Annotated in this window: 13 protein-coding genes and 1 pseudogene; 11 read left to right on the forward strand and 3 right to left on the reverse strand. The window is 54.2% G+C overall.

Translation table 11 applies throughout. From position 1 onward, the window contains the following. Position 1: 1 nt before the first annotated feature. The 8 genes from K7W03_RS20420 to K7W03_RS20455 all read left to right on the forward strand — a co-directional run bounded on the left by K7W03_RS20420 (position 2) and on the right by K7W03_RS20455 (position 8,951). Entirely contained in the window at positions 2 to 658 is a 657-nt protein-coding gene (locus K7W03_RS20420; protein ID WP_222887188.1) for a hypothetical protein, read from the forward strand. Beyond that, positions 655 to 1,110: a DUF6950 family protein gene (locus K7W03_RS20425; RefSeq protein ID WP_222887189.1), complete on the forward strand. Its 456-nt coding sequence runs from the start codon at positions 655 to 657 to the stop codon at positions 1,108 to 1,110. The genes K7W03_RS20420 and K7W03_RS20425 overlap by 4 nt, the downstream gene beginning before the upstream one ends. Further along, positions 1,110 to 6,068, forward strand: coding sequence for a fibronectin type III domain-containing protein (locus K7W03_RS20430; protein WP_222887190.1), 4,959 nt, complete (start codon positions 1,110 to 1,112; stop codon positions 6,066 to 6,068). The genes K7W03_RS20425 and K7W03_RS20430 overlap by 1 nt, the downstream gene beginning before the upstream one ends. Positions 6,069 to 6,401: 333 nt before the next feature. Continuing rightward, positions 6,402 to 7,142, forward strand: coding sequence for a hypothetical protein (locus K7W03_RS20435; RefSeq protein WP_222887191.1), 741 nt, complete (start codon positions 6,402 to 6,404; stop codon positions 7,140 to 7,142). A gap of 31 nt (positions 7,143 to 7,173) precedes the next feature. Continuing rightward, positions 7,174 to 7,821 (forward strand): DUF4376 domain-containing protein, encoded by a 648-nt coding sequence (locus tag K7W03_RS20440; RefSeq protein WP_222887192.1) that lies wholly within the window; start codon positions 7,174 to 7,176, stop codon positions 7,819 to 7,821. A gap of 28 nt (positions 7,822 to 7,849) precedes the next feature. Continuing rightward, complete coding sequence (locus tag K7W03_RS20445; RefSeq protein WP_222887193.1) at positions 7,850 to 8,089, forward strand: hypothetical protein; 240 nt, start codon at positions 7,850 to 7,852, stop codon at positions 8,087 to 8,089. A 79-nt stretch (positions 8,090 to 8,168) separates the two neighbouring features. Continuing rightward, entirely contained in the window at positions 8,169 to 8,462 is a 294-nt protein-coding gene (locus K7W03_RS20450; protein WP_222887194.1) for a hypothetical protein, read from the forward strand. 78 nt (positions 8,463 to 8,540) lie between these two features. Continuing rightward, positions 8,541 to 8,951: a hypothetical protein gene (locus K7W03_RS20455; protein WP_222887195.1), complete on the forward strand. Its 411-nt coding sequence runs from the start codon at positions 8,541 to 8,543 to the stop codon at positions 8,949 to 8,951. Between the two features lie 329 nt (positions 8,952 to 9,280). Here the strand turns inward: K7W03_RS20455 and K7W03_RS20460 are convergent, their stop codons facing one another. After that, complete coding sequence (locus K7W03_RS20460; RefSeq protein WP_222887196.1) at positions 9,281 to 9,658, reverse strand: hypothetical protein; 378 nt, start codon at positions 9,656 to 9,658, stop codon at positions 9,281 to 9,283. A gap of 10 nt (positions 9,659 to 9,668) precedes the next feature. After that, a complete protein-coding gene (locus tag K7W03_RS20465; protein ID WP_222887197.1) occupies positions 9,669 to 10,070 on the reverse strand; it encodes a thermonuclease family protein in 402 nt (133 codons plus the stop codon). Between the two features lie 195 nt (positions 10,071 to 10,265). Here K7W03_RS20465 and K7W03_RS20470 point away from each other — a divergent pair, with 195 nt between their 5' ends. Next, complete coding sequence (locus K7W03_RS20470; protein ID WP_222887198.1) at positions 10,266 to 10,919, forward strand: hypothetical protein; 654 nt, start codon at positions 10,266 to 10,268, stop codon at positions 10,917 to 10,919. Positions 10,920 to 10,942: 23 nt separating this feature from the next. Here K7W03_RS20470 and K7W03_RS20475 read toward each other — a convergent pair whose 3' ends face one another. Continuing rightward, positions 10,943 to 12,535, reverse strand: a complete 1,593-nt coding sequence (locus K7W03_RS20475) for a recombinase family protein (RefSeq protein WP_222887199.1) — start codon at positions 12,533 to 12,535, stop codon at positions 10,943 to 10,945. A gap of 52 nt (positions 12,536 to 12,587) precedes the next feature. Between K7W03_RS20475 and K7W03_RS20480 the strand changes: the two are divergent. Together K7W03_RS20480 and K7W03_RS20485 are read left to right on the forward strand one after the other, a co-directional pair. Continuing rightward, positions 12,588 to 12,806 (forward strand): annotated as a pseudogene (locus tag K7W03_RS20480) (phage major capsid protein); the annotation flags it as partial. A 124-nt stretch (positions 12,807 to 12,930) separates the two neighbouring features. Further along, on the forward strand, positions 12,931 to 13,416 hold the full coding sequence (locus K7W03_RS20485; RefSeq protein WP_044662598.1) for a head-tail connector protein: 486 nt from the start codon (positions 12,931 to 12,933) through the stop codon (positions 13,414 to 13,416). The last annotated feature ends 18 nt before the right edge of the window (positions 13,417 to 13,434 follow it).

Below are 13,434 nucleotides of genomic sequence, written 5' to 3' on the forward strand. Positions count from 1 at the left end.
TATGTTAAATTCCACTCTCGCAACCGCCGCTGATCAGCAATGGATTCGCCAATTCCTCGCGGTTCGGATCGAACTCAGTGATGGCTATGTCTTGAATCTCTTGGATGGCAGCGGTGTTGTAACCTTCGCCGTAGATGGCGTGAATGTCACCTTTGACGGGATCGACCCGATTTATGGAACGCTCGCCAGTGCAACCAGCTTCGAAGAGAAGATTGCCAGTGATGCGCCGCGCTTCACCGTCTCCATCATGTCCCCGACTGCCGAAGCTGTCGGCTCATTGGCTAATCCTGAGCATCAGGGATCAAGTGTCCGGGCATGGTGGGGTATCGTCAATGAAACGACTGGCCAGCCTGTAGCGGCTCCTGAATTGCTCTGGAGCGGGCGGCTCGACTTCGTGAAAACGCAATTGGCTGAAAAGTCGCTGTTCAGTGAAATAGAAACGGTCTCGGCATTTGATCGCCTGTTTGTTGCCGAAGAGGGCGCAAGATTAAACTCACATTGGCACCAGTCGATATGGCCGGGTGAAACCGGGCTGGACTTCAACATCGATGCGCAAATAGAACCTTATTGGGGCGTCAATGCTCCAAAGCCAGCGGTTGCGCGCGCACCAACGCCTATTTGGTCTAAACCTAATATCGACACGACTATATTCCGTTGAGCCTAAATAATGGCATGAATTTAATAGAGCGGGTCAACCAGACACAACTTACTATCGATCAGTTCCACAATCAGCCTTTTCGTTGGGGCACAGCCGATTGCGCACAGCTTGCCGCGCAGCACGTCGAAAGGTTCGGCCTCAAATCGCGTCTATCGGAATGCCGCGCCTACCGTAGCGAGAAGGGCGCGAAGCGCGCGCTGGTGCGGCTTCGCGTGAAGAGCATGGAAGACCTTGCGGATGCGATGGGCTTTGAGCGTATCCCGCCCGCGTCGGCCATCGTTGGTGATATCGTTGGTTTCCCCGGTGGTCATGAAGGCGATGAGTGGACGGCGCTTGGCGTCCATTGCGGCGGTGACAAAATCCTTGGCTTCGCTGATCCGGGCGACGGTCTTGGAACGCGCTGCGAATACGGTCCTGTCACGATTTGCACCGTGGCTTGGAGGGTTGCCTGATGCCAGCAGCAATCCCCGTCATTGGTGCGGCCTTCCTTGCCGCTGGCTCTGTAGCAACCGCAATCGGGTTGGGAACCGCCTTCATGATCGGCGCGACCGCGATCAGTTGGGCGACGGTCTTGACCGTTACCGGCGTGGCTCTGATGGCCGTCACGGCGCTTTCTATGAAGATTCCGAAGCCGGAAAGCGGCGGCGGGCAGATCAGCGTTAAACTTGATCCCAAGGCACCCGTGCCGGTCCTCTATGGCCGTTCGGCAAGCGGCGGCTATGTCGGCTATCGCCAGACTTACGGATCGAAGAACAAATATCTGGCGCTTGTCGCGCTCCTGTCTGTTGGCCCTATCCAGCAAATCGAGTCCTACACCGCAAGCGATCAGCCGCTTGCGTTCGTCGGTGATCCTCACACCGGCCTTCGCAACAACAACGGTATCGAGGATTCGAAGCTCTACCGGAATAAACTTCGAATGCGGTATCAGCTTGGCGAAACGCCAGCGCCGCTTACCGTCACACAAGCAGCCGCGAATGAGCCGCTCCCCGGCACTCCCGGCAAGTTGTCGGGCTTGGCTCATACCATCTCGATTTATGAGTATGACACAGACCAATTTCCCCAAGGTCTTCCGAAGAGCCTTTGGGTTGCCAAGGGCATCAAGCTTTACGACCCGCGCAAAGACTCGACCTATCCGGGTGGTTCAGGCTCACACCGCATCGATAACCACGCGACGTGGGAGTATAGCGAAAACCCCTTTTTGGCAGCGTTAGATTGGACGCTTGGCCGCTGGTATAACGGCAAGAAAGTTTACGGTATTGGAGCCAAGTGGAGCGAAGTCGACGTTGCGGCTTTCGTCACTGGCGCGAATGTCGCTGATGCCAACAATTGGAAAGTTGGTGGCGTTGTCGTCTCCACAGATGACAAGATGGCTGTGCTATCGACGCTGCTACAGTCTGGCGGCGGTCTTCCCGTAGCGCGCGGCGCGCAAATCTCTTGCACAGTCAACGCGCCCAAAACCAGCACCTTTACCATTCAGGCGAGTGACATTCTTGGTGAAGTGGAAGTGCAGAACAGCACTTCATGGCGTGACCGTGCAAACACTGTTGTTCCCTCATATCGCGAAGAAAGCCAGCTTTGGGAAATCATCGCTGGTGAGCATGTTAGTTCGTCAACCTATGTTGATGAGGATGGCGGCGAACAGAAGACGATTGAGGTTGAATTTCCGTTAGTTCAGCAAGCCGCTCAGGCGCACCAGCTTGCGGTTTATGAACTCGTCAATAGTCGCGAATTTCTGACCTTCTCGCTTGTCGGTAAGCTCCGGTTGCTGAATGTCCGGGTTGGTGATGCCGTCACGGTCAATCTTCCACAGATTGGCGCGAATGGTCAGAAGTGCATCGTGGTCAGCCGTGAATTCAATCCGGCTGATCAAACCGTATCGTTGGCGCTAAAATCCGAAACAGACGGTAAGCACGCCTTCGCGCTTGGCCAGTCTCAGACGGCTCCCGCTTCTCCTTCTCTGTCTGGCTACAACCCGGCTGAACCGGGCGCACCCGGCGAAGATGCTTGGACGCTGGTTGGCGGCACCATCACGAAGGATGGCGTGAGCGTTCCGGCGCTTGTCCTGAATGGTGAGAATGATGATCCCAACACTTCCGCCATCATCGTTGAGTATCGGCCTAGCGGAACCACAATGTGGTTCTCTGGCGGCACCTACGCCAAGAATACCACACAGATTGAACTCATGGGCGTTACCAAAGATACCGCCTATGATGTAGCGATCAGCTACCGCACCGTCTGGGGCGTTGTCTCTGAGCGTTTAGTCAAGACTGCCACGACCGGCGAAATGTCCATTGATTGGGCTGCTGGCGTAATCACAGGATCGACCAAGCCGGAAGATAACGCGACGGTTGGCGCACCCTCTGGCACGATGGTTGCGGGCGTCTTGGCCGAAGATTTGATTTCAAATCTTGGTGGCAAGGGGCTGCTTGATAATACCCCTCCCGCACAGGTCATCAGTGTTTCGGCTTCGTCGGTCATTACTGACAATGGCGCGAAGATCACCATCACTTGGGCGGCTTCCGCAGCCACCGATTTGAATGGTTATGTGGTCGCGATCAAGGAAGGCTCTGGTTCCTTCGTCAACTACACGACGACCGCGAACCGCTATGAAATCGACGGGTTGAAGCGCAATCAGGCTTATTCGGTTCAAGTTCAGGCATATGACAAGGGCGGCAATTACGGCTCCTTCTCGTCGCTAGTCAGCCACACCACTGTTAGTGATGCTGTGCCTCCTGCTGCACCTACTGGCTTTGCCGCTACGGCGTCATTCCAGAATGTATATCTGACTTGGACGAACCCGGCTGATTTAGATTTGGCTGGTGTTGAAGTTTATGAGAACTCGACCAACAACAGTGGCACGGCAACAAAGATTTCGACCGTGGCGGCACTTCCGTCACAGTTGGGCGGATACACGCATAGCGGCCTTACTTCCGGCTCCACTCATTACTATTGGCTCAAAGCCGTTGATACCAGCGGTAACAAGTCTGGTTTTGGTGCGGTTCAGTCCATCACAACCGCACCAGTTAGTGAAGCGGATTTCTCGCCAACGGCTTCCGGCATTGCGCCTATCAAGATCGTTTCGGCTTTACCCTCTTCGGGTAACTATGAAGGCCGCGTTGTCTATCTATCGACCGATGACAAGCTTTACCGTTACACCGGTTCGGCTTGGATCAGTAACATTGCCGCTGCCGATATCACTGGCCAGCTTACCAACGCGCAGATTCTTTCCATCGATGCGGCGAAGCTCACCAGTCAGATTGTTGCGACACAAATTAGTGATGGCGCGATCTCGACCCCGAAACTTGCGGCGGGTGCGGTCACGGCGAATGAAATTGCCGGTAACACCATCACTGGCGCGAAAGTTGCCGCTGGCACGATCACCGGCACCAACATTGCTGGTTCGACCATTACGGGCGGCAATATCGCGGCTGATACCATCACTGGTGGTAACATTGCGGCGGCGGCGATCACCACCAGTGAGCTTGCCGCTGGTGCGGTTACGGCTTCCAAGCTTGCTATCTTTGATAATGAAAACCTCGTTATCAATAATAAGGTCACTAATAGCAGCCTTGATGGTTGGTCAAGAATAACGGCGTCTGGCACCAGCGCTATCTATGCTGCTGGACCGGTTACATCATGGCCTAGTCCGTATGGTATCTACCTATTCAGGGGGACCAATAACAACGAAGTCTCTATCACCAATGGTGTAACGAGCTTCGATGATGCTTCTCTGGTTAATGGTATCAGCGTCAATCCCAATGATGAATTCTATGTAGAAGCTATAATTTGGACAACTAACGCATCCACTTATGCACAGATCGATATGGTTGTGCGTGGAAACGATGGCGTCGTTGCTGGATTGAGCGGTGTTTCACTAGCCGGTCAGATGGTCAAATTGACCGGCACATTCAAAAACACCACTGGCAAGACGGGTAAGATTTTCGTCAGACTGTTCAACCAAAATGGCAACCCGCAAAATTCCGAAGTCTACTTTTGGAATGTCATCTGTAGACGGCGCAATAACGGCCAATTGATTGTTGATGGTGCGATCACCACCAACCACATGACAGCGAACACCATCAATGGTGATCGCGTGACAGCCGGGACGCTGAATGCTGACAAAATTCAGAGCAACACCAGCCTTCCGGCTTCGCTCTACATTGGCTCCACCGGCTACACGCTTTCGACGCAAGCTAGTGCACTCAACAATGCCTCTGGTGATTTCAACAGCATCAACGGCTTTTTCAACGGTTGGGCGGGCACCTACCCGGATAATTTTGCCATTTGGGATAGCCATGGCACTCACACGAAGGTTGCCGGTGAAGTTTTCCCGAATGCCTATCGCGGAACTTCGGTAGCCAGCTTCAACAGTGGTTTGATGCAGCATCAGGGTAACGGCCATGCACCTTGGGTTCTAAAGCCGAACCAGTGGATTGTTATTGAAGCTGATATCAAGCTGAACAGCGGTAGCCTTGTGGCGGCGGGGATTCTGGTGCGCGGCGCTGGCACCGCAGAATGTGTTTTGAGTTTCGCGACTGACAAGGACTCAGGCGGCACCGTTAACGGTGCGGGCACAGCGGGTCAGACCTATCGCTTCCGCAAATTGGTGTGGAGTGGTTCGGGAGGCAACACCGGCTCTGAAATGTATATGATGAACCATTGGGATGGGTTCGGTAGCCTCTCTGGCACCAATGACATTACATGGTATCGCATCGGCTGGCGCTATGCCTCAACGGCTGAAATCGACCCCGGCGCGACCATCAACAGCAACGGTAACGCTACCCTCATTGATCCGGGTAAAATCACGATTTCTGGTAGCACTACGCTATCAAACTGGCGCTATGGTGGCGACACAACGCAAATCAACGGCGGCGCTGTTGCGGCAAACACTATCGCGGCAAACCGGCTGACTATCGGAAACCGGAACCTTGGCTTCATTGGACTGAATTTCGAGTGGAACCCCTCGAACAACTATGTCTATTGGTCGGACGGATATATCTACTATATTGACAATAACGGGAACAATGTAACTCAGAATATCGTTGCAGGTAACTCGGGCGGTGCGTCGGCTCACCGTTGGTTCTACTGGACGCCGGGAACTAACTATATTCAGATGACGCAAACCGATGGCTTGGCTAACAATGACTCGAATGTTTTCATCGGCGCTTGGTGGGGAGGTTCAAATCTCAACATCAACTACGGTGGCACTATCGCCCATGGCGACCGTATCACCACAGGAACTATCTCAGCCAATAAGCTGAATGTCGGGCAGTTGTCCGCAATCACCGCCAACATCGGTTTGCTCAGAACTGCCACCAGCGGGGCACGAACGGAAATCTCAGACAATGTAATCAAGGTCTATGATAGCTCGAATGTGTTGCGCGTCCAAATTGGGGATTTGAGTCTCTGATATGGCAAGCGGCATGAGAGTTTGGGATGCTTCGGGTAATCTCCAGCAAGACACTTCAACCAACATGGGGCGCATTCTCGGCAAGGTTAACACCTCTGGCGGTAGCGGCTCCATAACCACTGATGGTTTCCTTAGCGGTTCGGTTTGGGTGAGTGTGTCTAACCGCCAATTCGCGCTCTTCCCAAACGCAACGCTCTCCTACTCGATAACCGGAAATACCCTCTATTGGAGTATCAATAAGGGTGCGCCAGCGGGAGGAAGCGGGAACTACTATTATCAACAATCTGTATCGGCTGGTTGGCCAATATACACTCTGGTTTACGGGGTGCGCTGATGGCTTTCGGGATCAAATGTCTTAACTCGGCTACAAGCTCTGTTCAGGTGGATGAGACTTACAAAAATCTCACCTACACCGGAAAATACACGGTTGCGACTGCTGATTACTATGAGGGGCAACAGCCGCAAGACACAGCGAACACTACGCAAGTTAGCTATATCGATCTCAATCTGGGGACGACGGGAACGCCATTCATCGCCTTTAACCCTGCATATAATTGGGTGGTCCTTCCGACCAATTGGGATGGCACGACAACCACCTATCAGACGATGATTGAGGCACCAAACGGGACTAGCGTTGAATATTATGTCTTCAATGAGCCTCCCGCCATATCGTCACCATCAGGGACAGGAGTGCTTATTAGAAACGCGGCGGGTGAGCCAACTTTCTATCACGACTATCGCTATCTAAAGGTGGTGGATGTAATTTCGGCGGCTGACTACACAACCTCTGGTTTTAGCTACTCGATACCGGGCGGAAAGACCTACGCCATCATGCCGTTGGCTTTTCCGATCAAAGCAATTCAGTATCAGGAAGGTTCTGCACCAGCGCCGCTAACGCGCTATCGAACACAGCGCTGGGGCTACTTTGTCCGCAATACCGGAAGCGCCTTCACTTCGACTTTCAAGAAATACTATGACTCTCGTGATGCCTATTTCAACAATAGTGCTAACTTTGACATGAATGTCGATATCCGTAGTTACACAATCATGGTCATTGATGTTACGGGTTACTGACTTGCCTATCGGGCAGGCTACTAAATAGCATATGTTCGTTTGTGATAAGGTCGCGCCCAACGGTGCCAACACCCGCTACCATAAGGCGGTGAAATTCGAAATTCATGCTGATGCTACTCACGCGGTGGTCAACTCATACCATAGCGAAACTATGGAGATGATCAGTTGGCAGGATACCTACACGATTCCGATTGTGTTCAAGATCGAAACACTGGCTGATGTTGAGACTATCCTGACCCTTAGCGGCGCACCCTTTGATGGTGGAGTGATCGTCCCCGATCCTGATGCAACGCTTGAAACCGCCAAAGCTAGGAAGTGGGCAGAAACGAAGCTCCAGCGTGATCTTGTCATCAACGGCGGCGCTCCCACTCAATATGGCGTCATGGATAGTGACGAAACCTCCCGAACCAATATCGCGGGTGCGGTCCTGTCTGCGATCATCGCAACCAATGCCTCACAACCGTTCGAAGTAACTTGGACGCTGGCTGATAACTCGACTGTTACCCTCGACGCTAATCAGATGGTGGACGTCGGAACGGTGGTGATGAGCTTTGTGAACGCTTGCCACGAACATGCGCGCGCGTTGCGCCAACAGATTGACGCGGCGGAAGATGAAGCGGCGCTTGCCGCAATCGATATCACAGAGGGTTGGCCATCCAATGAGCCATCCAATATTTAAGCGCCTCACACAGTCTGTGTGGGCGATCTTGAAGGCGCTGGATATCCTCGCTTGCGCGCTCTGGTTAGCGCCTCTCTATGTCGTCGGGCTGGCTGATTGCCCCACGGGACGCCAGATGATCAGCAGCTATGTAGGGCAGGCGGCAAATAACGGCCACCGTTGGGCGATCATTGCGGCGAGCGTGATTGATCATCTCGCGAGACTGTTAGGGGACGATCCCCGGCATTGTGAGCGCTCCTTTCTCAAATACCGTCACTTGGATGACTGAGCCTAAATAGGTTCATGGAAAAAGAAACTTTTGGCCGGAAGGCTCTCAACGCATTGAAGTGGACCGGTGAAAAGGCTTTGTGGCTTTGGTCTATTCCGCCTGTCCGCTCACTCATCGCTACCCGCTTGATCCAAGCCAGCGCTGTTGGTGCGGTGATCGTCTCTATTCTGGACGCTTGGCCGAAATGATCCATGATGCAAAAACAGCCGCCGATGCTGGCGCGGCTATCGGTATCGTGGTCACTCCTATTGCACAGGCCGCAGGGCAGATAACGCCAATCCTTTCGGCTATTTCACTCCTGATGGCTATCGGCTGGTTTTGCCTCCGCTTCTATCACTATTTCAGACATGGGCGGGACATTCCGTCCGACTAATCTACATACTATCATTGACAATCGGTGCAGTTCGCAGTTCACACAGTTCGTTCGAATTTGCGAAAGGGAGTGTGAACTATGGCGAAGAATGATTGGAAGTCACTGCTAGTGGCTGATCCGGTTGCCTATCTGGCAGAAGCAAAAAAGCCGAAGGCTGATCCTGTCGCTGATCGTCGGGCTAAAGCCGTGCAGGCTATTGATGGTGCGTTGGCTCAGCTTGAAGCGAACGCTGAACCTTCGCGGATGTCGCTTTACAAATTCGAAGGCGATATGGCGCGTGTCACCGTGAAGGTTGGTCGCAACCTTGTGCTGCTGCCTCGCTTCCATCCTGAGAAGAAATTCGGGCTGGTGCCGAAGGAACGGCTGAAAGATTTCTATGAATCGATCAAGAGCGGTATCGAAGCTGGTGAGCTTGATGCGGAGCTTGCCAGCGCAGCGGGCGACGAAGCTCCGGTGAAGCGTCGGGCGCAGCGGAAGAAATCTGTCTAATCTGATCAAGAGAATGGGCCGGGGATTTCCCCGGCCTTTTTATTCGAAACCCGGCACCATCGGGTTTGTCACGCACTTACAACCCCGCTCAGTGTGGGGATAGGTCGCCTGACCATCTATGATCATGCCGCGCGATAGCGGGAAGCGTTTGCCGTTCACGGCTCTGTGAGCCGCGTCACGCTTTAAATCTTCCTCGGTGGGCGGATAACTCGCGTGACAGGGCGCGCCGCTATGGAGCCACTTTCCTTCGGTTAGGCCAGCGCCAATCATCTTCGCCACGGCGTGGGGTGGCTCGGCAACCGGACGCTTCCTAAGCCAATTCCAAAGACTCAAATGTCGCGCCTTCCTTCGGGGGTGGCGGTGAAGTAGCAGTAAGCAGCGTGGATGATCGCACCTACACCAAAAACGAAACCAGAGATAACCATTCCCCGGCCTCTTGGAACATCGGGATAGCCAAGAATAGCCATGGCGATCAATGGTAAGGCTATAAGAACCAAGCCGCATTTGAACGCAGTCTTAGCATAATCGATGTTGGATTGGCGTAGATATGCTGTGTAATTGCGATAGCGCTGCTTGCCCGATTCCAGCACCGTTTCTGCCTCATCTGGTGGAAGGAATTCGCTCAATTTGAGGCGGATAAACTTCTCATGATGACCGTCTGTTAGAAGCTGATAGACGGCTCTTGTGAGCTTTTCCTCATCGGTCATTTTACCCCCCTCAACACCATGGCTGGCGCGATCCCGTCCACTGACGCGCTAAACCTTCGCTGACTAGCTGGTCCCCAAGGCTTTGGCCGTTCCGATATACAATGCGGAGCTTCCGCCCGTATCGGTCGGTGTCGCGATCCACAGAACCAAGCTCGACGGGACCAGCGTTGAGTAGCTCGCGCAGCCGTTCGGTGGCACGGTCGCCTAGCTGCTGTTCATATGAGCATCGGGCGGGGTGCGTTTCGGGTGCGTCGATATCCGCCACCCGGATTTTCTCGCCATCCATCCAGAATGTATCACCATCCACCACACAGTTGGTGCCACCGCCGATATGGCACAAACCGAAGTTCCTAGTGCCGGTGCCGGTGGCGTCCGCCATCTGTGGATAGAATAGAACACCACCGCCGATCATCGTCCCGATGCCAAGGCCGGTGATGATCAGGGCGAGGGGAGAGAATTGCCACTTTGGCTTTTTAGGTGGCCTTCTATAGCGACGGCGCGCCCATGGGCCGGTTTGCCGCTTTGCGGATTTCCAATGAATTATGTCCCCCATTTCCACAGAGTAACTTAATCTGTGTCGCCAAGGCAACGATTCGGGGGGTGGTTGATGAAACAGCTTTTGTGGTCGGTGGCGCTCTTGGCTGCACCAGCAATGGCGCAGACAAAGCCAAATCCTTCTTTATTCGGAATTACAGTGATGGAGCCTCTGACGGTGCCGGAATGCACCGCCGAACCTGAGCGCCTTCAACGCTATAACAAATACAAATCCAAGCAGCCGTTCGGCATGATGTCGCCGTATCCTTACAGCATTGCGAAGGATGGGCCTTGCTATAAGCGGATCAATGCAAAGGCTGGCACCCCGCAAGCTGTAGAAGATGAAGCGGTTTGGATTGATTTTCCGGCTGGCAAATCGCCTAGTGCGGCCAAATACGGCACTGTCTCGGCCTATGTCTTCGAGGGGAGGGTTCAGAGGGTCTTCTTCCAAACCTATGGCATCAGCAGCCAAGATGATGTCTTCGCGCAGCTAAAGGCCAAATTTGGCGAACCATCCTCTAACAAGTTGGTCGGCTGGCAAAACGGCTTTGGGGCGAAATATGACGCCATCAACGCTGAATGGCTGTTGGGCGGCGGGCTGGCTGTAACCTTCGTCGGTTTCGATACATCCCGCGACGGTGGAGCGGTCTATCTCGACACTGAGGCGGCACGGAAGAAAATGGCCGAAGGGTTCAAAGCTCTGAGGAATAGCGGAACTCAGATGTAAGAGGGCGGGACGTTGCTCCCGCCTCAAATCACCTGACCACCAATCACTTTGCCTTCCGCATCGAAGTGCCAAACGGCCAACTCATCCGCCCAAACCGTGAAGGTTGCATCATCGTTGATCGCGATCTTGTTCACGATGTTTTTGAGCGCAAGGTTGGTCTTCGAGCGCGCGTAAAAACGGATATCTGGATCATCGCTCTTTAGGTCAGAGCGCAAATCCCTGATAAGCTCAGCATCAATGGATTTGGTCGGTGCTGATTGGACAATCAGAAGATGATTGTGCGCCGCTTCCAAACGCTCTTGAAGCGCCTCAATCTCTCCCTCTAAAGCCGCGATGCGTGATACAATGGCCTTCGCGCCACCATCCGCCAAGGCTTCCACCAGATTGTTCATCTGAGCGGTCTTTAGCGCAATCTCCCGCTCTATAATTGCGATGCTCTGGCGCGCTTCCTCTACCGGCTCGCTATCCTGTTCTTCATCGATGGTGAGCGACAAAACCCGCTCCAAAACCGCATTCTCAACGATCTTATAATAAAGCCGCTGCTTGTTATCGCACTCATGCTTGCGCCTATAGGCGTCACAAATCAGATACTCATTGTTCCCGGTGGTGACGCCATAGCGGCGGATTTCTCCGCTCTTCGTCACATACTTATGAGTGGAGTTGCCTTTGTTTTCATAACCGGCAACCTTCCCGCAAACGCCACAAAAAACCATGCCTGAAAGGAGGTTGTTCTTTTTCTTGCTGTCGCGACCGACAAGGCGGGGTTTGCTCAACATGACGGCTTGCGCGCGGTTATATTTTTCCAGCGTCACCGCTGCCGGATAGAAGTCTGTCGCTATCGTTTCGTTACCATTCTTCTGAAATTCACCAATCACTGTCCGACCGTTGATGATCCTGTGGACATAGGAGAATTGCCAACCACCTTTTGGGTTTTTGTAATTCTTCGTATGCCAAAGCGGCTCTTGGCGGTCATTCAATTTCTGAACTATCGCCATGTATCCCATACCATCAATATACCAATCGAACATCTCATTGATGACTTTGGCGCGATATTCATTCAAACTATGATGGCCATCTATGGTATCGATCCAAGCGGGCTTTCCGCCAAATGTCGTGCCTTTGCCGTTCTCTATATCGCTGTATTTCTTTTCCCAATTATCCCGGCTTCGTTTGCTTTTTTTCAGGCTCTCTTCATAGGCCATTTGCGCCTTAACGATGACGCTAAACAACTCCATCAGATCGCCGTCACCATCGGCGCGATAGATATAACCGTCATGCCATGTCGCGACATCAACGCCATGCTCATTCAGCGACCAGACAAGCTGAGCCGCTGCCTTCGCGCCTTGGCGTGAGAGACGGTCTATATTTTCGACGCAAAGGACTTTGCCGCGATGGTGGCCTGAGCGAGCTTCCGACTCGAATGTGTGGAGTGCAGCGCCTTCATCCCGGTTCCGGCCATGGAAGGCAGAGCGGCCTTCATCCTTTAGCTGAGCCTCTAGGCTCCAGCCCATACGCTCCACATACTCGCGGCCATTTTTCATCTGCCGCTCTAGCGAGTAACCCTTGCTTTGCTCCAAGGTGCTGAAACGAGCGTAAATCACGGCTTTCTGTGTCATTGCTACGGCCTACATCGTCTATCCTGTTTTGTCCTCTACAATATCAGCATCGATGGAGGCCGAGGACATGCCGGACATTGCGGCGGGTTCGCTGTCGATCGCGTTCGGCAATTTCCAGGCGGGCTATGTGATTTCCGAACGCAGCGAGACCAGCATCCTGCGCGATCCGTTCAGCAACAAGCCGTTCGTGCATTTCTATGCGGTGAAGCGGATCGGCGGGGCCGTGGCCAATTCGGAGGCGATCAAGCTGATGAAGTTCGCGGCTTCCTGATCACCCCTCATCCAACTTCGCCTAAGCGGCCTTGCCGCTAAGGCTGCGTATCCTTCTCCCACAAGGGGAGAAGGAAAGACTGGGGGCGTCCTGCGGGGCGTCCCCTTTTTTGGTGGGAGGGGCCATGTTGGCGGATCTCAAGGCCTGGTTGCGGATCGGGTCGGATGATGAGGATGGCGTGCTGGAGCGGCTTTTGGGAAGCGCTTCGGGGCTTTGCGAGCAGTTTATCGGGCAGTGGCTGGTGGTGCGGGAGGCGTCCGAGACGGTCGTCGCGGACGGGAGCTGGCAGAGGCTGACGGCGCGGCCGGTGGTGGCGATCGAGGGGGTGGAGGCGGCCGGCGTGGCGCTGGCGCCGGAGGCCCATGCAATCGACATCGATGCTTCCGGCGATGGCTGGGTGCGGGCGCGGCCGGTCGATGGGCCGGGGGAGGTCGTGGTGCGCTATCGCGCGGGGCTGGCGGTCGATGAGGATGCGCTGCCCGAAGCGATCCGGCAGGGGATCGTGCGGCTGGCGGCGGAGCATTTCGCGGCGCGGGGCGGGGACGTGGCGACGCCGCCCGCCGTGGTGAGCGCGCTGTGGCGGCCATGGCGGCGGATGCGGCTGGCATGAGGGGGCGGTGGGTATGAG

Origin of the sequence: Sphingobium sp. PNB (assembly GCF_019873065.1) — a bacterium.
Taxonomy (GTDB): domain Bacteria; phylum Pseudomonadota; class Alphaproteobacteria; order Sphingomonadales; family Sphingomonadaceae; genus Sphingobium; species Sphingobium fuliginis.